The organism is Hyphomonas atlantica corrig. (assembly GCF_017795365.1).
In the GTDB taxonomy this organism is placed as follows: Bacteria; Pseudomonadota; Alphaproteobacteria; order Caulobacterales; family Hyphomonadaceae; genus Hyphomonas; species Hyphomonas atlantica.
The window spans coordinates 2,391,683-2,409,100 of sequence record NZ_CP051254.1; the positions used below are offsets into that span (position 1 = coordinate 2,391,683).

Sequence of the window (17,418 nt, forward strand, 5' to 3'; positions counted from 1 at the left end):
CTAACTGAATCGTAAACCCGCTTGTTGATCCCCGAATTCAGGGTTGTTAGCCTTGGAGATCAAAAGTAAGGGCGTTGCGTACCCGGCGTCTGAGTGGCAAAGGGTATAGATAGAGAGCGGCCCACGCTCCAAAGCTCAGGGGAGAGGTCGGGCGTCTCTGCGCCTTTCGGCTTCCGACAATACCTACCAGGCCAATTGTGTGTGTGGTCATGGCATTGAAACCGGGACGTCCTCATGAGCAGGGCGCCTGACTGTCGAATTTTTACGCGCAATTCCTGCGCGACCGTTTGGAGAGTGAGAGGCAAACCTCATGAAGAAACTTCTGTCACCAGCTCGCGGCGTTCTTGCCGCTGCGCTGATTGCAGGCCTGGCCGTCCCGGCGCAGGCCCAGCTGCGCGATGCGCTCAATACCGGTGAGCAAGCCACCCGGCGTGCCGAACAGGTTCAAGAGCAAATCAACCAGCTTGACGATGAGCGCACGGATATGGTGCGGGAGTACCGCACATTGCTGCAGCGTCGCGACGCCGCTGAGCTTTATGCCAAGCAGCAGGCTCTGGTTGTTGAGAGCCAGGAGCAGGAGATTGAATCCCTGACCGAGCAGCTCGGCTCAATCGATGATATCACGGCTCAAACAGTTCCAATGCTACTGAGCATGATCGAAGACCTGAAGGCCTTCGTTGCTGCAGACCTTCCGTTCAAAATGGAAGAGCGTCAGGTTCGCCTCGACGGTCTGGATGCTGTCATGGAAACGCCGAACGTTACGCCAGCTGAACAGTATCGCCTCATCATGGACGCCTATCAGGCTGAAATGGAATACGGCCGCACGATCAGCACCTGGCAGGAAGAGATCAACATCGATGGCAACCCGGTGACCGTCGACATGTTCCTCTACGGCCGTGTTGCGCTCGTTTATGCGACGCCGAATGGCAAGACAGCTCGCTACAACCGCGCCACGGGTGAGTGGGAAGCACTGAAAGGCAGCTACGCTGCAGATATCGACAAGGCGATCCGTGTTGCTCAGGCGAAAGCCCAGCAAGACGTGCTGTTCGCTCCGGTTCAGAAGTTCTCCGTCCAGTAGTCGGCAGGCACCAGGGATTAAAGAGGTAATACAATGTTGAAGTTCAATTCCTCGCTGAAGGCTCTCGGTGCAGCTACGCTGCTCGGCCTCGGCTCTATCGCGGTGTCCGCTCCGGCCTCCGCACAATCACTTCAGGATGTTCTCGCCAAAGTGCGTCAGGACTCCAACCAGATGTCCGCTGAAGACCAGCAGCGTCTGCGTGAATTCCAGGCAGATACCGCTGCCCAGGAACAGAAAATGTCTGAAGCTCGCGGCGCACTTGCTGCAGCTGAAGGTCGTGGCCGTGCGCTGAGCGCACAGTTCGACGCAAACGAAGCGACTCTTGCGGATCTGGAATCTCAGGTTTCCGAGCAAGCCGGTGACTTCCAGGAGCTGCTGGGTCAGTTCCGTACGGCCGCTGGTGAAACCATGCCGGAAATCTCCAACTCCTTCGCGAACTTTGATTACCAGGGCCGCGTCGAGGGCATTGCCGAAATCGCTGAAGCGCGTACGCTTCCGAACCGCGCTCAGCTCGAGCGTCTTCCAAAAGCGATGCTTCAGGAAATGATTGCTCAGTCCGAAGTGAAGTCTTTCACCACAACTGTTGATGGTATCGGTCCTGATTCCTCAAACGCTGAAGCAGAAGTGATGCGCGTTGGCGTGTTCACTGCCGCGACGGTTGACGGCACGAAGTTTGTTGAGGTCCGCAAGAAGGACGACGGCGAAACCTTCCTGCAGGCTTTTGAAAAGCAGCCTTCCGGCGCCTTTGCATCTTCCATGCGCAGCCTGATCAATGCTGGTCCGGACCAAGTTGTCCGCGCCCCGGTCGACCCATCCAAGGGTAACCTGTTCGGCATTCTGGGTGACCTTCCAGAGCTTGGCGACCGTGTGAAGCAAGGTGGTCCGGTTGGTGCCGTGATCATGTTCCTGCTGGCTGTTGGCCTGCTGCTTGGTCTCTACAAGATCTTCACCCTGTTCACGATGGGTAGCGCAATGCGCAAGACGGCGAAAACCCGTCAGGCTGGTGACGGCAACCCGCTGGCTCGCGTGTTCGAAGCTTACGAGCAGAACAAGCAGAACGATATCGAGACGCTGGAACTCAAGCTGGACGAACAGATCCTTCGCGAGAGCCCGCGCATTGAGCGCTTCAACGACATCATCAAGGTTCTTGCTGCTGTTGCACCGCTGCTCGGTCTGCTCGGTACCGTTATCGGTATGATCATCACCTTTACGTCGATCACCATCTACGGTGCTGGTGATCCGAAGCTGATGGCTGGCGGTATCTCCGTTGCGCTTATGACCACCGTGTTCGGTCTGGTCGCAGCTATCCCGCTTCTTCTGGTTCATGCAGTCGTGTCCGCAATGGCGCGCGGCAACCAGCAGATGCTTGACGAACAGGCTGCTGGCCTGGTCGCCGAGAAAGCGGAATCCACGCGCGGGGCGGTGGCGTAAGCCACCTCCCTCGTTCACCCGAGGAGTAACCCGATATGGGTTTTGCAGACTTACAGGCTTTCCTCGATCGTGGCGGACCAGTGTTGCTGGTTATTATGCTCGCAACATTCTTTATGTGGGGCCTGATTTTGGAACGCGTGTTCTATTTCAGGTTCGCACATAAGCAGGTCGCTGCCGATGCGATTGCGGAGTGGCGTTCGCGCTCCGACCGGAAATCCACACTCGCGCACTGGGTAAAAGACAAGCTGGTCTCTGAAGTCCGCATGAAAGCGGAACAGAATGTCCAGCTGACCAAGGCCATGGTGGCGCTCGCGCCGCTGCTTGGTCTGCTTGGCACCGTGACCGGCATGGTTGCAGTGTTTGACATCATGGCGATCACCAGCGGTGCGGATGCCAAGGCCATGTCGGCCGGTGTGTCCCGCGCTACGATCCCGACGATGGCAGGCATGGTCGCTTCGCTCTCAGGCATTCTGTTCACCTCCGGCATGGACCGCCGGGTTAACCGCTCGGTCCAGCAGGTCGAAGATGCGATGGAGATTAGCTGATGCGAGGACGTACCCACAGAGCCCCTGAAGAGGCAAATGTTGACCTTACGCCCATGCTGGACGTTGTCTTCATCCTGCTCATCTTCTTCATCGTGACATCGACCTTCGCCCAGGAAGAGACGATTGGCCTCGAGCCGCCGCCGCCGCCTGCACCGCAGGATCAGCAGCAGCAGCAAGTTCCGGCCATTCTGATCTATGTTGATGAGTCCAACCTGATCACGGTCAATGGCCGTGTCACCGATGTCGGAGCCGTCCGCGCAAACATTGAGCGTGTGCGTGCCGAGAACCCGGAAAGCCAGGTTGTGATTCAGGCGCATCCTAAATCGAAGAACGGTGTCATCGTCCTTATTCGGGACGCCGCCTATAGTGCTGGCTACACGACAGGGGTGAACCTTGTCTTGTCCCAGGCAGAATAGAGGAGCAGCACATGGCACGTAGAAAACGCCAGAGCATGGCCGGTGGCGGTGGTGCGGAAGACGACGTCAACCTCACCCCAATGCTGGATGTGGTCTTCATCCTGCTCATCTTCTTCATCGTGACGGCACAGTTCATCAAAGAGCCGGGCGTGGATATCGTCCGTCCTGACGTGGATAACAAAGCGACTGCCAAGCCGCTTGCCATTCTGGTCGCGATTGATGCGGAAAGCCGTGTCTTTATCGACAAGAAGGAAGTGGCAGCAGACGAGGTCGCCTTTACCATCAAACAGATGCGTGAAGACAATCCTCGTGGTAAGATCGTCGTTCAGGCCGATGTTGCTTCCGAAGCTGAAGTGCTGGTCGATCTGATGGAAACCATCAACAAGCTTGATGGTGCCACCGTGATCGACGTGTCGGCGAAGAGAGAATAGGAGACAGCCACATGCTAAATAATCCCCTTCTTCGCCTGGTGATTGCGCTCGGGATCGCGGTTCCGATCGTCTACGCTCTCTTCATGCTGATGAACTACCTGATCAGCGTCAAAGAAGTGAGGCTTGACGAGAGCGAGCAGCGTGTTCTGTCGGCGATTACGCCACAACAGCAGGACTCCGACGTTCGCGTTCGTCAGCGGTCAAAGCCGAAGCGCATCGACTCTGCGCAGAAGCCACCACCGCCGCCGAAAGTCTCGGCAACGAAGTCCCAGATCGATTTGCCAACCCCACGTATTGAGGGTGCCGCACCGACCGATCTGAACCTTGGCCGCATGGACTCACTGGCGATCGATCCGGTTGCGATTTCTGACCGCGACGCACAGCCAATTCGTCCACCGACCCCGTCTTATCCGCAGCGTGCTGCTGAACGGGGCACGGAAGGAAGCTGTGAAGTTCGCTTCGACGTGGACACCCGTGGACGCCCGTACAACATTACCGCAACCTGCACAGACAATGTGTTCAAGCGGGAAGCCGAGCGGGCTGTCAGCAAGGTGGAGTTTGCTCCGAAGATTATCCGGGGTCAGGCAGCTGAGCGTAAAAACGTGGTTTACCCACTGGAGTTCAAGCTGGCTGACTAAGTCCGGCAGACACATCGCGAATTTGAAGAAGGGCGCTCCATGGGGCGCCCTTTTTTGGTTAAAGCTCCCATAAAGGCGCGGGGTTGCCGCTACGTAAAGGTTATGACATAATATTACAATAAGAAAACGATAATTGGAGGAAGTCTGATGAGTTATACCCTTGCCGGCGCAGTCGACACTGCAGCTCCAACCCTTTCCATCGGGCGGCGTTCTATTCTGTCGTCTGGTTGGAGGCGATCGCTCGCGGCGCTCGCGCCAGCCGCGATGATCACGGCAGGTCTCTTCTATATTATGGACGGTCTCATCAGCGTCGAAGACGTCACACTTGACCCTTCGCCACAGCGAATTCTCGAATCCATCGTATATAGCCACCACGACCCTCATACGGCGATTTTCGTTCGGCCAAGGCCTGAAATGATTGACGTGCAAACGCCGCCTCCACCACCGCAGAGGTCGCCAATTGACACAGATGTGGGGCTGCCGCCGATAACGCATGTTGGAGGGGTGCCGTCCAGGACGCCGACTGCTGATGTCAGCACTTTGATGACAGATGCGAGCCCGATCATTGATCGTATCGCGACGCCTGTCAGGCGACCTCTTCCTGTTTATCCGAGAGCGATGGCATCTCGCGGTCAGGAGGGGGGAGTGCCTGGTCCGGTTTAGTCTCACCGCGCGAGGCGTGCCCTTCAATGTGGTCGCGGACTGCTCGCACCGCGGGTTCGAATCAGAGGCGCGCCGTTCTGTCGAAAAGGCAGAGTTTTTGCCGGGAATTTTGAAGGGTCAGCCCGCTGAATCGCACGGATTTTCATACCCGCTTCAATTTCGCCTTAGTGAGGAGTGATAATCATTAAAACCCTGTAGTACATCGTTGACGCGCCGTGTCGCTTGCACCCATATTCGGCACGAACCGTAATAGATTTACACTTGGATTACGCACGCGCATAAAAAGCCTCACAAAGCGCGCGGAAGTCCTTGATCCGGCCGGGCAATTCCGGTTGATAGAGCTGAACCCGCGGTCCCTGCGGACAGGAGAGGAATTATGGGATTTAAAGCAACCCTGAAAGGTGCCGTTCTGGCCGGCATGATGGCAGCCTTTGGCGCTGGTGCTGCAATGGCGCAAGCCGCTTGTGAAGAGACGCAGTTCTCCTCGAAGACGGGCGAGATCTACTTGAAGGCCGAACAGTCTGCCATGACAGACAAGGACTTCAATGCTGCGTCGCAATTCATGAACCAGCTGAAGTCTCAGGAACTGAATTGCTACGAAGAAGGTGCGGTTCTCAAACTGTCCGCTTATATCAATATTGAACGTGGCGACCGTCAGGGCGCTATTCGCGACCTGCAGTCCGCACTCGATAAGGGCTACATTCCAGCCAAGGACGCAGCGCAGACTTATTACAATATCGCACAGATCTATCTTCAGGGTGAGAACGTCGAGAAGGCGCTTGAATTCATGAAGAAGTGGCAGCAGGCCGGTGGCCAGCCGGATCGCCAACAAAAGTGGCAGCTGGCAGTTCTCTATCAGCGCGTTGACGATTTCCAGACAGCCATCAAATGGGCTGAAGAGGTCAAGCGCGACGACGGGAGCAACTACAAGCAGGAAGTTTATGACCTGCTGATCTATCTCTACAACTCGGTCGACGACAAAGCGAAGCTCGCTTCCATTCTGGAAGAAGTGCTGGTTCGCAACCCAACTGAGCGGAAGTATTGGGATGCGATCGCAGGTAACTACTTCGCTGCGAATGAAGAACGCAGAGCCTTTGAAGTTCAGAAGGCAATGTATCTCGCCGGGCTTCTGACCAAGGAAGACGAATTGATGCGGGTTGTGAACTTCTACAACCGCTTCAACGCGCCTTACCATGCTGCTCAGATTCTCGAGAAAGAGATGAATGCTGGTCGCATCAGCAAGTCACTCAAGAATCTGGAATTGCTGGCCAACCTCTATCAGGTCGCTCGTGAGCACGAGAAAGCCATTCCTGTGATCAAGCAAGCTGCTGCTGCTGGCGGCGGCGGTGCCATGCTCGAGCGTCTTGGCCGCTCTTATGCTGACCTGCAGATGTGGGAAGAGACAGAAGAAGCGCTGACTGATGCACTGAACGCTGGCGGCGTGAAAGATCGCGGCACGGCTTATGTGATGATCGGTCAATCGCGCTACGAGCGCAATGATCGCGCTGGCGCGCGTGAGGCATTCCGTCAGGCCAACAATCGCGGTGGACGCGGCTGGCTGCAGTTCATGGACTCTGAAGAGGCCACGGCTGACGCATTGGTCTGCTTCGAGGTTCAGTCAGCTTATCTCAACATCGAGAACGAAGCGAAAATCTGTAAGCGTCTTGAAGTTCTTGGTGAAGAGAACGTTCCGGAAAGCTGCAAGACTGTCCCAGAGCGTCTCAAGGCAGCGGAAGAAAAGTTCAACAACACCCCAGAGTGCCGCGCGCAGCGCTCGTAAAGAAATGGGTAGTTGAGATTGAGAGAGCCCCGGCATTTGCCGGGGCTTTTTCGATTCAGGCGTAAGCGCTGAGCACGTCGTCGACCGCTCGCTCAAGATCCTTGAGTGTGGAGACTTGGCTCATGGAAGAGCAGTAGGGGCGGTAGCGCGGAATTTCACTATCCCCCGTGCCCCATGCTGGCTGTGGCTCCGGGTTCAGCCAGATTGTACGCTTTGCGCGGGCAGCAAAGCTCCGGAACAAATCCGTGCGCGGGTTGCCATGATTGGATCGACCGTCGCCGAGAACGATGATCGTCGTGCGCCGGTCAATGAGTTGTTCGTGGCCAGATTTCAGATTGGTCCAGGCTTCGCCATAATCGGTAGACCCCATGCCTGCGACGCGAAGGATTTGGTCCATGGCGTCTTCGAATTTGTTCTTCTCGAGGATGTCATCAACATCGACTAACTTGTTCGAGAACGCGAAGGCGTGCAGGTCCGGCACGACATCCTTCATGGACCAAAGGAGCAAAAGCAGAAACCGGACGTAGCGAGCGACTGATCCGGATACGTCGCAAATCACGACAATCTTTGGTTTCTCCCTTCGCTTCTGGCGCCAGACGACGTTGAAGGGAACACCATCAACTCCGGCATTCGCACGCATTGTGCGTCGTACGTCCAGCTGGCCTCGGTTCTTTTTTCTGCGTCTTCGAGAGTGCTTCACTGCGAGGCGCTTTGCGATACGCGCGACCAGAACTTTCATGCGTGCCATATCACTTAGTTCAATGGCTGAGAGTTTCTTGTTCTCAGCGAACTCATTTCGGAACTGCTCGGTCTCGCCCTTGCCGAAGATGTCATAGCTGCGCTGCACGCGTTCCCGCGCCCGCATTGTCAAGTCTCGTCTTAGGTCGATTAGCCGCTCTGCTTCAGTATCGCCCTCTTCGCTGCGCTGCTGAAACGCCTGCATGAGACGTTCCTGTATTCGTTCGCCGCCCATTTCACGCACCATTTGTTGGGCATAGTAAGCAATCTGAGTAGAGAATCTAATATCGTCCGCATCAACGGCATTCGCCGCGCGCTCCAGTGCAGACGCAATCGCGGCTTCGTCGCCCGACTCCATCAGGTCCACCGGGTCAATCTCCGAAGAAGCATCACTCTGCTCGGAGTTTTGATTGTCTTGGTCTTGAGATGAGGAGTTCAGGCTGCGTGGGGCGAAATACGCATCAAACAATTCGTCAAATGTGACGGCTTCTTCTGGTGATTTGGCCAGCGTGCACCGCAAGGCATCCTTCAGGAAGGCTCGGTCTGAATAGCCCGCCACGGAAACAGCACGGGTGGCGTCAATGGCTTCACCCGTGGAAACGCGCACGTCAGACGCGCGAAGGGCTCGAATGAAGCTGGTGATTTGACGTTCCATGCCTTTTCCAGCCTAGCGCGTAAATTGCCCCGGATACATGGGTTTGCCGCTGGTCGCTTCGCGCACCAGTTTTGGAATATCTGTGTTCACCGCCTCAATGTCGCTTTCATGTTTCAGGAGTACGTTGAGTGTGTCTCGGACAAACGCTTCATCAAGTGCGTTCGCATGCAGCAGAAGCAGCGTCTTGGCCCAATCAACAGTTTCCGCGATGGACGGCTGCTTCTTGATATCTAGTTCGCGCACGGACTGCACAAAGCTGATTAACTGTTCCAGCAGATCCTCAGACACCCCCTCAACCCTGGCCTGCACGATGCGTTGTTCGCGCTTATGATCTGGAAATCCGATGTGCAAGTGAAGACAACGGCGTTTCAAGGCATCGCCGAGCTCACGCACATTGTTCGACGTCAGAATAACGATCGGTGGCACGTTCGCCTTGATCGTTCCGATCTCCGGCACCGTAACCTGGTAGTCGGAAAGAACCTCCAGGAGAAACGCTTCAAATTCCTCATCAGACTTGTCAATCTCGTCGACCAGCAAGACGCTGCCAGCTGATTGGCGCATGGCCGTCAGCAAAGGTCGTGCTTCAAGGAATTGTTCCGAGAAGAACAGGTCTTCGAAAGATCCAAGCTTTTGGAGGGAAGATTCAAGCGTCTTTTCGTCGCCTACGACTTCGTTCAGTTTTTCCTTCAGCAGCTGAGTATACAGAAGCTGTTTACCGTACTTCCATTCGTACAGCGCCTTGCCTTCATCCAGGCCTTCATAACATTGCAGCCGTAGAAGAGGCACATCAAGCCAACGCGACAGCGAGGCTGCAAGGTCGGTTTTGCCGACACCTGCGGGTCCTTCGATCAGGATGGGCTTTCGCAAACCAAGAGCGAGAAAGACGGCCGTCGAGATCTGTTGCGTGGATATATATCCAACAGATTCAAGGCCGGACGTAATGGCCTCGATCGAGGTCATGGGCTCGTAGCCGGTGAGGGAAGTCTGTGTCATCGGTCCAATGGGTAGGTCTCGGGAGGGAAACTGGCAAGCGGTATCGCTGGGGTAGGGGTAGCCTTACGTAGTTCCCCGAATTGGGATGATGGCCTCGTATCTGCTATGATTAGGCTGGTTTGTGGGAGAAGAAAGATGAGCGACCAGGATGTGGCAATGGTCCGTGAAGCTGTTGGGGTGTTCGACAGTGAGGATGCTTTGCAGGCGGCGATTGACGACCTCTTGTCTCATGGATTTGACCGGGCCGAGATTTCCCTTCTTGCCGCGACAGACAGTGTTGAGCGCGCGCTTGGACATGCGTATCGCAAAGTTTCCGAGATTGAGGATGATTCCCTGGCGCCACGCATTGCCTACGTTGCGGAAGAGGATGTCGGTGCGGCGGAAGGCGCCGTGATCGGAGGACTGATTTATGTTGGGGCGCTTGCTGGATTGGTGCCGGTGGTTGCATCCGGTGGCGCATTGGCGGCCGCATTGGCTGGCATGGCCGTCGGCGGCGGTGGAGGTGCTGCACTAGGCGCCGTTCTCGCGCGGCTCATAGGCAAGGAACATGGTGACTATGTCTCCGACCAGATTGCACATGGTGGGCTCGCCTTATGGGTGCGGACCTGGAATGCGGGTGACGAGCGACGCGCGGTACAGATATTGAAAACGCATTCCGGGAAAGATGTGCATCTGCACGGAATTCCTGACCATGTTTACGCACCAGACCAGCCGGTCATGTCCGTCAGCGCAGAAGCATCGAGTTCTGGCGAGATCGTCAGCGAAGAAGGAGGGGTATTCTACGCGGCCGGCAAGATGTTCACGGACAGGGAGACGGCTGAAGCCTATCTCGAGCGGCAGTATTTTCTCGACAGGCTCTACCAGGCTGGCCGATCATTGGATGTTGATCTGGATGCCGCCTTGCTTGATCCGGCCGACGCCTTCAAATCAGTTCATCAACTCATGTCCAGCAGGTGTGAAGACAGTTTGAAGCTCGAACTGCTTCGGCGTTGGGAGTATGATGTTAAGGCGCTTGAAGTTGCAGATGATGAGGGCATGACGGGCTCGAGTGAGGCGGTGCTCATGCAGGAAATTGAGCTGGCCATCCGGCAATTGGAACGTGTGTAGGTTCGTTGCATCGCCAGTCAAAATTGTCAGGTGACCGAAAGGTTCGACAGGTCAGAAGCGTCAGGGTAGGGATTCGCTCATGCCCATCGCTCGGATTCTCTTTCCCCTGCCTCTGCCGGAACCGTTCGACTATGCGGTGCCCGAGGGGCTGGACGTTCAGGAGGGGGCGTACGTAGCTGCACCACTCGGCAAGTATCAGCGAACCGGCGTCGTTCTGGAGATTTTGCCCGACAGTGCAGGTGAAGGGCGAAAGCTGAAATTCGTATCCGAAGTCTATCCTACGCCGTCCATGTCCCGTCCGATGCGGGAATTCATTCAATGGGCTGCGCGATATACCGTGTCTCATCCCGGCCACGTCCTTGGCATGGCGCTCCGTTCTCGTGGGGGATTGGTGCCGTCGCCGACTGAGACTGTATATTCGCTCACAGGGGCCACGCCGCCGAGAGTCACCGAGGCTCGGACCAAGTTGATCGACGCTGCCAGAGAGCTCGGTCCGCAAAGCGCATCCGCGCTGTCAGAAGCGGCGGGCGTCTCGTCAGGTGTGGTGAAAGGATTGGCAGATGCTGGCGTTCTGCGCGCGGAATCAATCGCAACAGATCTGCCATTTGAGTCTCCATTGGCCGATCTGCCCGGCGCGACCTTGACCGATGAGCAGGCCGAAGCCGCGCAAGCGCTCAAGTCTTCGGTGGCCGCCCGCGCTTTCGAGACATTCCTGCTCGACGGGGTGACAGGTTCCGGCAAAACAGAAGTCTATTTCGAGGCCATCGCTGAAGCGCTGAAGACTGATGCCGACGCGCAAATTCTCGTCCTCTTGCCGGAAATCGCGCTGACGCAGGCAATTCTGTCCCGGTTCGAGTCGCGTTTCGGAGCGAAACCGGCGCCATGGCATTCGGGTCTTTCTGACAAGGAGCGCCGCCGGACATGGCGGGAGGTGGCGCATGGGCGCGCCCGAATCGTGATTGGCGCGCGTTCGGCGCTCTTCCTTCCGTATCGGCAGTTGAAGCTGATCATCATCGATGAGGAGCACGACGGCAGCTACAAGCAGGAAGACGGCGTCACTTACCATGCGCGCGACATGGCGGTCATGAGGGCGAAACTAGAAGAGGCTGTTGTTGTGCTGGCCTCTGCGACGCCAGCGCTGGAAACGATGGTAAACGCAGAATCCGGGCGTTATCAGAGGCTGAGACTCTCTGCGCGGCCGGGCGCGTCGCGACTGCCGGATGTTGATCTCGTTGATCTTCGCCGTGCGCCGCCGGAGCGCAATCACTGGCTGTCTCCACATCTGATCCATGCAATGCAGGAAGCCTTCGCGGCGGGCGAGCAAACGCTTCTGTTTCTGAACCGCCGGGGCTACGCGCCACTTGTGATTTGCAAAAGTTGTGGTGAACGACTGAAGACACCCGGAACTGAAAACTGGCTAACCGAACACCGTTATACTGGGCGGCTCGTTTGCCATGTCACCGGCTATTCGATTCCAAAGCCCAAGACGTGTCCGCATTGCGGCGCCGCTGATTCTCTGATGGGGGTTGGCCCGGGAGTGGAGCGGGTCGCCGAAGAAGTGCGAACATTGATGCCCGAGGCGCGGATTGAAATCTTTTCGTCCGATACGGCGCAGGGTGGCGAGGCGACGCGCGGAATTGTGAACAGGATGGAGCAGGGCGAGATTGATGTCCTCATCGGGACGCAAATTGTCGCCAAGGGTCATAATTTCCCGAATCTTACACTCGTGGGCGTCGTCGACGCCGACAGTGGCATGAAGGGCGGAGACCTCCGCGCAGGTGAACGCACGTACCAACTGCTCAGCCAGGTTGCGGGCCGTGCGGGCCGGGCAGAGCGGCCAGGGCGGGCATTGGTGCAGACCTATGCGCCGGATAACCCGGCGATGCTTGCGTTGGCGGATAACAATCGAGACGGATTTCTCCAGATTGAACGGGATGTTCGCGCTGAACTTGGCCTTCCGCCATTTGGGCGACTGGCGGCGATGATTCTGTCTGCACCTTCAGCGCAGATGGTTGATGAAATTGCCCTGCAGATCGTACAGCAGGCACCTAACGGCGAAGGAATTGAGGTGTTTGGGCCCGCGCCAGCTCCCATTGCTGTGCTGAGGGGACGCCACCGACGGCGGTTTCTCGTAAAATCGCCCAAAAACATTGATCTTTCAGCCTATATGGCCGCCTGGATCGCTCGTTTGAAGTTGCCAAACCCGGTGCGGATGTCGGTGGATATCGATCCATACTCATTCCTGTAGCCCTGTGGTTTTGCAGTGAATGCCATTTCGCCGCATAGATAGCTTCTTTGGCTGTGTTGTCAGGGTGAAAGACTGATGCTAAGCGGCGCACAGTTTTCATGGGCACGTACCGCGAGGTGCGTTGTCCTGCTTTGTTTTTCAGGTCGATTTGACCGACTCAATCACGGACGACAGAACCTTGGCTGCATCTAAAGTGACAAAAGCGAGCGAAGCTGCCCGGCGCTATGCCAGCGCGCTCTTCGATCTTGCTCAGGACAAGGGCGCTCTTGCCGAAGTCCACAAGGATTTTCAGGCATTTGCAGAACTGCCGAAGGAATCCAAGGATCTGGCCATTCTGCTCGGTTCGCCAGCCTTTTCGGCGGATGAGAAAGTGGGTGCCCTGACCGAAGTCATGAAGAAGGCTGGGTTCTCGGCACTGTTGTCGAATTTCGTCGGCGTCATGGCCCGCAATGGCCGCTCTCAGGAAATTCTGAGCGCGCAAATCGCCTTTGACGAATTGTACGCGAAGCAGCGCGGTGTGAAGCGCGCAGTTGTTCGCACCGCAAAGGAAATGACTGGTGCAGAGCGCCAGCGTATCGAATCAATCCTCGCCAAGGCCGTTGGCGGCGAGGTCGAATTGTCCAGCGAGGTTGATGCCTCGCTGATCGGCGGCATTCAGCTGCGCATCGGGTCCCAACTCGTTGACGCCAGCCTGGCCGCCAAACTGGATCGCATGAACACCGCCATGAAGGGAGCATGAGTAGCTCGATGGACATCTCACCAGCAGAAATTTCGGGCATCCTGAAATCGCAGATCGAAAACTTTGGCGTTGAAGCTGAAGTTTCCGATGTCGGTCAGGTTCTGTCAGTTGGCGACGGTATCGCCCGCATCTATGGTCTCGACAGCGTTCAGGCTGGCGAGATGGTCGAATTCGACGGCGGCATCAAAGGCATGGCGCTCAACCTTGAAAACGACAATGTCGGCGTCGTGATCTTCGGTGACGACCGTTCGATCAAGGAAGGCGACACAGTCAAGCGTCTCGACGAGATCGTTGCTGCGCCGGTTGGCAAAGGCCTGCTGGGCCGCGTTGTGAACCCGCTCGGTGAACCGATCGACGGCAAAGGCCCGATCACCGATATTGCTGAGCGTGCCCGTGTGGACGTCAAGGCTCCTGGCATCATTCCGCGGAAATCCGTGCATGAGCCAATGATGACCGGCATCAAGGCTATCGACGGCATGATCCCGGTTGGCCGCGGCCAGCGTGAGCTTGTGATTGGTGACCGTCAGACCGGCAAGACCGCTGTCTGTGTCGACACCATCCTAAACCAGAAGCCGACAAATGACGCGGCAAAGAACGACAGCGAGAAGCTGTTCTGCGTTTACGTCGCGATTGGTCAGAAGCGTTCCACTGTTGCGCAGGTCGTCAAGACGCTCGAAGAGCGCGGCGCACTGGATTACACGATTGTTGTATCCGCAACTGCTTCCGAGCCGGCTCCGATGCAATACCTCGCACCGTTCACCGGTTGCGCGATGGGTGAGTGGTTCCGTGACAACGGCATGCACGCCCTGATCATCTATGATGACCTTTCCAAGCAGGCTGTTGCGTACCGCCAGATGTCGCTGCTGTTGCGCCGTCCTCCGGGCCGCGAAGCTTATCCGGGTGACGTATTCTATCTCCACAGCCGCCTGCTTGAGCGCGCTGCGAAGATGGGTGACGCGGCTGGCAATGGCTCCCTGACGGCCCTGCCGATCATTGAAACGCAGGCCAACGACGTGTCGGCCTACATCCCGACGAATGTGATTTCCATCACAGACGGCCAGATCTTCCTTGAAACCGATTTGTTCTACCAGGGTATTCGCCCGGCTGTGAACGTCGGCCTCTCGGTGTCTCGTGTGGGCTCCGCTGCCCAGACGAAGGCCATGAAGAAGGTTGCCGGTTCCATGAAGGGTGAGCTGGCTCAGTATCGCGAGATGGCTGCATTCGCTAAGTTTGGTTCCGACCTCGACGCCGCGACACAGCGCCTGCTGAACCGTGGTGCCCGTCTGACGGAGCTCCTCAAGCAGCCACAATACTCTCCGCTTCTGATGGAAGAGCAGGTCATCGTGATTTATGCCGGTACGCGCGGCTATCTCGACGGCGTCGATCTGAAGGATGTCACCCGCTACGAGAAGGAGCTTTTGGCTCACGTTCGTGGCGCGAAGGCTGATCTGTTGAAGAAAATCCGTGAGGAGAAAGCCCTCACGGACGACATCGAAGCCGAGATCAAGAAAACACTCGACGATTTCACGGCGAAGTTCGCCTGATTTCGCCCGCAGTTTGAGAACGAAGAACCAGAAGGCCTGACATGCCCAGCTTGAAGGACCTCAAGAACCGGATCGGAAGCGTGAAATCCACGCGGAAGATCACCAAGGCCATGCAGATGGTCGCGGCCGCGAAGCTGAAGCGGGCGCAAGACGCTGCGACGGCTGCGCGTCCATACGCCGAGCGTCTGGCGTCCGTGCTGGCAAACCTGTCGGCATCAGCTGGCGCTGGTGGGCCAAAGCTTCTGACCGGCACCGGTGAAGATAAGATACACCTTGTTGTCGTGCTGACAGCGGAGCGTGGCCTGGCGGGTGGCTTTAACACTTATGTGGTGAAGCTGGCCAAGCAGAAAATCGACGAGCTTCGCGCCGAGGGCAAGGAGGTGAAAATCCTCACCGTCGGCAAGAAGGGACGTGAACAGCTTTCCCGCGAATATGGCGATCTGTTCGTTGGCCATGTCGACCTCTCTGGCGTCAAGGGCGGTGATTTCTCGGAATCCGCGATTGGCCTCGGCAAGAAGCTGACGCTCGAATTCGACCAGGGCGACTTCGACGTGGCTACACTCGTCTATTCGCAGTTCAAGAACGTGTTGAGCCAGGTTCCGACTGCACAGCAACTCATCCCGGCATCAGCTCCGGAAGATTCCGAAACGGTCGATCTTGGAAACGCGCTCTACATTTATGAGCCATCTGAGGAAGCCATTCTGGAAACGCTGCTGCCGCGCTATATCAATACCCAGATATTGTCTGCCATGCTGGAAAGCGCAGCAGGCGAGCAGGCCAGCCGCATGACGGCCATGGACAACGCGACCAACAATGCCGGCGAAATGATTGACTCGCTGTCACTGCAATACAACCGCGCACGCCAGGCCCAGATCACCAAGGAGCTGATCGAGATCATCTCCGGTGCTGAGGCACTCTAAATGGCCAAGACTGAATCTATATACCCGCTCCAAAGGAGACGACCCGCATGAGCACTCCCGCAAACGCAAACGGCCGCGTGTCCCAGGTGATCGGTGCTGTTGTCGACGTCGAATTCGACGGCGACCTGCCCGCTATTCTGAACGCGCTTGAAACAGACAACAACGGCAACCGCCTTCTGCTTGAGGTCGCGCAGCACCTTGGCGAGAGCACGGTTCGTACGATCGCCATGGACTCTACCGAAGGTCTGGTGCGTGGTCAGTCGGTCGCTGATACGGGCGCTCCGATTACGGTTCCGGTTGGTCCGGCAACGCTTGGCCGCATCATGAACGTCATCGGTGAGCCGATTGACGAGCGCGGCCCGGTCGATACCGAAATGCGTCGGCCAATTCACGCCGAAGCCCCTGAATTCGTCGATCAGTCGACCGAATCCGAAGTGCTGGTCACGGGCATCAAGGTTGTCGACCTGCTTTGCCCATACGTGAAAGGCGGCAAGATCGGCCTGTTCGGCGGTGCTGGTGTTGGCAAGACCGTTCTGATCATGGAACTGATCAACAACATCGCGAAGCTGTTCGGTGGTTACTCTGTGTTCGCCGGCGTGGGTGAGCGTACCCGCGAAGGGAACGATCTCTATCACGAGATGATCGAATCCAAGGTTATCGACCTGGAAGGCGAGAGCCGCATTGCCTTGGTCTACGGCCAGATGAACGAGCCTCCGGGCGCACGTGCACGTGTTGCTCTGACCGGTCTGGCCCAGGCTGAGTACTTCCGTGATGAAGAAGGCAAAGACGTTCTGTTCTTCGTCGACAACATCTTCCGCTTCACGCAGGCAGGTGCTGAGGTGTCCGCACTTCTCGGTCGTATTCCTTCAGCTGTGGGTTATCAGCCGACACTGGCAACCGACATGGGTGGCCTGCAGGAGCGTATTACGTCCACAACCAAGGGATCGATCACATCGGTTCAGGCTGTCTACGTTCCAGCTGACGACCTTACCGACCCGGCTCCGGCAACCTCGTTTGCCCACCTTGACGCAACGACGGTTCTAAACCGTTCAATCGCTGAGAAAGGCATCTATCCTGCCGTGGACCCGCTGGACTCTACCAGCCGTATTCTCGACCCGATGATTGTCGGTGATGATCACTACAACGTGGCTCGTGGTGTTCAGGAAATCCTGCAGCGCTACAAGGAACTTCAGGACATCATCGCCATCCTCGGCATGGACGAACTTTCGGAAGAAGACAAACTGGCCGTGGCACGCGCCCGTAAGGTTGAGCGCTTCCTGTCCCAGCCGTTCGACGTTGCTGAGGTCTTCACCGGTTCGCCAGGCGTTCAGGTCAAGCTCGAAGACACGATCAAGGGCTTCCAGGGCCTGATCGCGGGTGAGTACGACCATCTTCCAGAGCAGGCCTTCTACATGGTCGGCAACATGGAAGAGGCGAAAGCCAAAGCCGAGAAAATGCTGGCTGACGCCTAAGCGATTACGGACAAGGAAGT

Annotated in this window: 16 protein-coding genes; 14 read left to right on the plus strand and 2 right to left on the minus strand. The window is 56.9% G+C overall.

Annotated elements, in window-relative coordinates:
- The first annotated feature begins 310 nt into the window (after nucleotides 1–310).
- From HF931_RS11590 to HF931_RS11625, 8 genes are all read left to right on the plus strand, one after another.
- Nucleotides 311–1,078 (plus strand): DUF3450 domain-containing protein, encoded by a 768-nt coding sequence (locus HF931_RS11590; protein ID WP_035553750.1) that lies wholly within the window; start codon nucleotides 311–313, stop codon nucleotides 1,076–1,078.
- A gap of 33 nt (nucleotides 1,079–1,111) precedes the next feature.
- On the plus strand, nucleotides 1,112–2,509 hold the full coding sequence (locus HF931_RS11595) for a MotA/TolQ/ExbB proton channel family protein (protein WP_035553747.1): 1,398 nt from the start codon (nucleotides 1,112–1,114) through the stop codon (nucleotides 2,507–2,509).
- 35 nt (nucleotides 2,510–2,544) lie between these two features.
- Nucleotides 2,545–3,054, plus strand: a complete 510-nt coding sequence (locus HF931_RS11600; RefSeq protein ID WP_027838575.1) for a MotA/TolQ/ExbB proton channel family protein — start codon at nucleotides 2,545–2,547, stop codon at nucleotides 3,052–3,054.
- A complete protein-coding gene (locus tag HF931_RS11605; protein ID WP_035553744.1) occupies nucleotides 3,054–3,470 on the plus strand; it encodes an ExbD/TolR family protein in 417 nt (138 codons plus the stop codon). The genes HF931_RS11600 and HF931_RS11605 overlap by 1 nt, the downstream gene beginning before the upstream one ends.
- Nucleotides 3,471–3,481: 11 nt before the next feature.
- Nucleotides 3,482–3,901: an ExbD/TolR family protein gene (locus tag HF931_RS11610; RefSeq protein ID WP_035553742.1), complete on the plus strand. Its 420-nt coding sequence runs from the start codon at nucleotides 3,482–3,484 to the stop codon at nucleotides 3,899–3,901.
- Between the two features lie 11 nt (nucleotides 3,902–3,912).
- Nucleotides 3,913–4,539: an energy transducer TonB gene (locus HF931_RS11615; protein ID WP_035553739.1), complete on the plus strand. Its 627-nt coding sequence runs from the start codon at nucleotides 3,913–3,915 to the stop codon at nucleotides 4,537–4,539.
- A gap of 147 nt (nucleotides 4,540–4,686) precedes the next feature.
- The gene (locus HF931_RS11620) at nucleotides 4,687–5,202 is read left to right on the plus strand and encodes a hypothetical protein (RefSeq protein WP_162175999.1); all 516 of its coding nucleotides are present in this window, start codon (nucleotides 4,687–4,689) and stop codon (nucleotides 5,200–5,202) included.
- Between the two features lie 376 nt (nucleotides 5,203–5,578).
- Nucleotides 5,579–6,982, plus strand: a complete 1,404-nt coding sequence (locus HF931_RS11625) for a tetratricopeptide repeat protein (RefSeq protein WP_035553734.1) — start codon at nucleotides 5,579–5,581, stop codon at nucleotides 6,980–6,982.
- A 55-nt stretch (nucleotides 6,983–7,037) separates the two neighbouring features.
- Here HF931_RS11625 and HF931_RS11630 read toward each other — a convergent pair whose 3' ends face one another.
- Both HF931_RS11630 and HF931_RS11635 read right to left on the minus strand, forming a co-directional pair.
- Nucleotides 7,038–8,375, minus strand: a complete 1,338-nt coding sequence (locus tag HF931_RS11630) for a vWA domain-containing protein (RefSeq protein ID WP_035553732.1) — start codon at nucleotides 8,373–8,375, stop codon at nucleotides 7,038–7,040.
- A gap of 12 nt (nucleotides 8,376–8,387) precedes the next feature.
- The gene (locus HF931_RS11635) at nucleotides 8,388–9,368 is read right to left on the minus strand and encodes an AAA family ATPase (RefSeq protein WP_273240223.1); all 981 of its coding nucleotides are present in this window, start codon (nucleotides 9,366–9,368) and stop codon (nucleotides 8,388–8,390) included.
- Nucleotides 9,369–9,503: 135 nt separating this feature from the next.
- Here HF931_RS11635 and HF931_RS11640 point away from each other — a divergent pair, with 135 nt between their 5' ends.
- The 6 genes from HF931_RS11640 (at nucleotide 9,504) to atpD (ending at nucleotide 17,398) form a co-directional block, all read left to right on the plus strand.
- Nucleotides 9,504–10,475, plus strand: a complete 972-nt coding sequence (locus HF931_RS11640; RefSeq protein ID WP_273240225.1) for a hypothetical protein — start codon at nucleotides 9,504–9,506, stop codon at nucleotides 10,473–10,475.
- 79 nt (nucleotides 10,476–10,554) lie between these two features.
- On the plus strand, nucleotides 10,555–12,723 hold the full coding sequence (locus tag HF931_RS11645) for a primosomal protein N' (protein WP_273240227.1): 2,169 nt from the start codon (nucleotides 10,555–10,557) through the stop codon (nucleotides 12,721–12,723).
- 178 nt (nucleotides 12,724–12,901) lie between these two features.
- Complete coding sequence (gene atpH / locus HF931_RS11650; protein ID WP_273240229.1) at nucleotides 12,902–13,462, plus strand: ATP synthase F1 subunit delta; 561 nt, start codon at nucleotides 12,902–12,904, stop codon at nucleotides 13,460–13,462.
- Nucleotides 13,463–13,470: 8 nt separating this feature from the next.
- On the plus strand, nucleotides 13,471–15,006 hold the full coding sequence (atpA, locus tag HF931_RS11655; protein ID WP_035553727.1) for a F0F1 ATP synthase subunit alpha: 1,536 nt from the start codon (nucleotides 13,471–13,473) through the stop codon (nucleotides 15,004–15,006).
- A 41-nt stretch (nucleotides 15,007–15,047) separates the two neighbouring features.
- Nucleotides 15,048–15,926 (plus strand): F0F1 ATP synthase subunit gamma, encoded by an 879-nt coding sequence (locus HF931_RS11660; RefSeq protein ID WP_035553724.1) that lies wholly within the window; start codon nucleotides 15,048–15,050, stop codon nucleotides 15,924–15,926.
- Between the two features lie 47 nt (nucleotides 15,927–15,973).
- On the plus strand, nucleotides 15,974–17,398 hold the full coding sequence (gene atpD / locus HF931_RS11665; protein WP_035553721.1) for a F0F1 ATP synthase subunit beta: 1,425 nt from the start codon (nucleotides 15,974–15,976) through the stop codon (nucleotides 17,396–17,398).
- The last annotated feature ends 20 nt before the right edge of the window (nucleotides 17,399–17,418 follow it).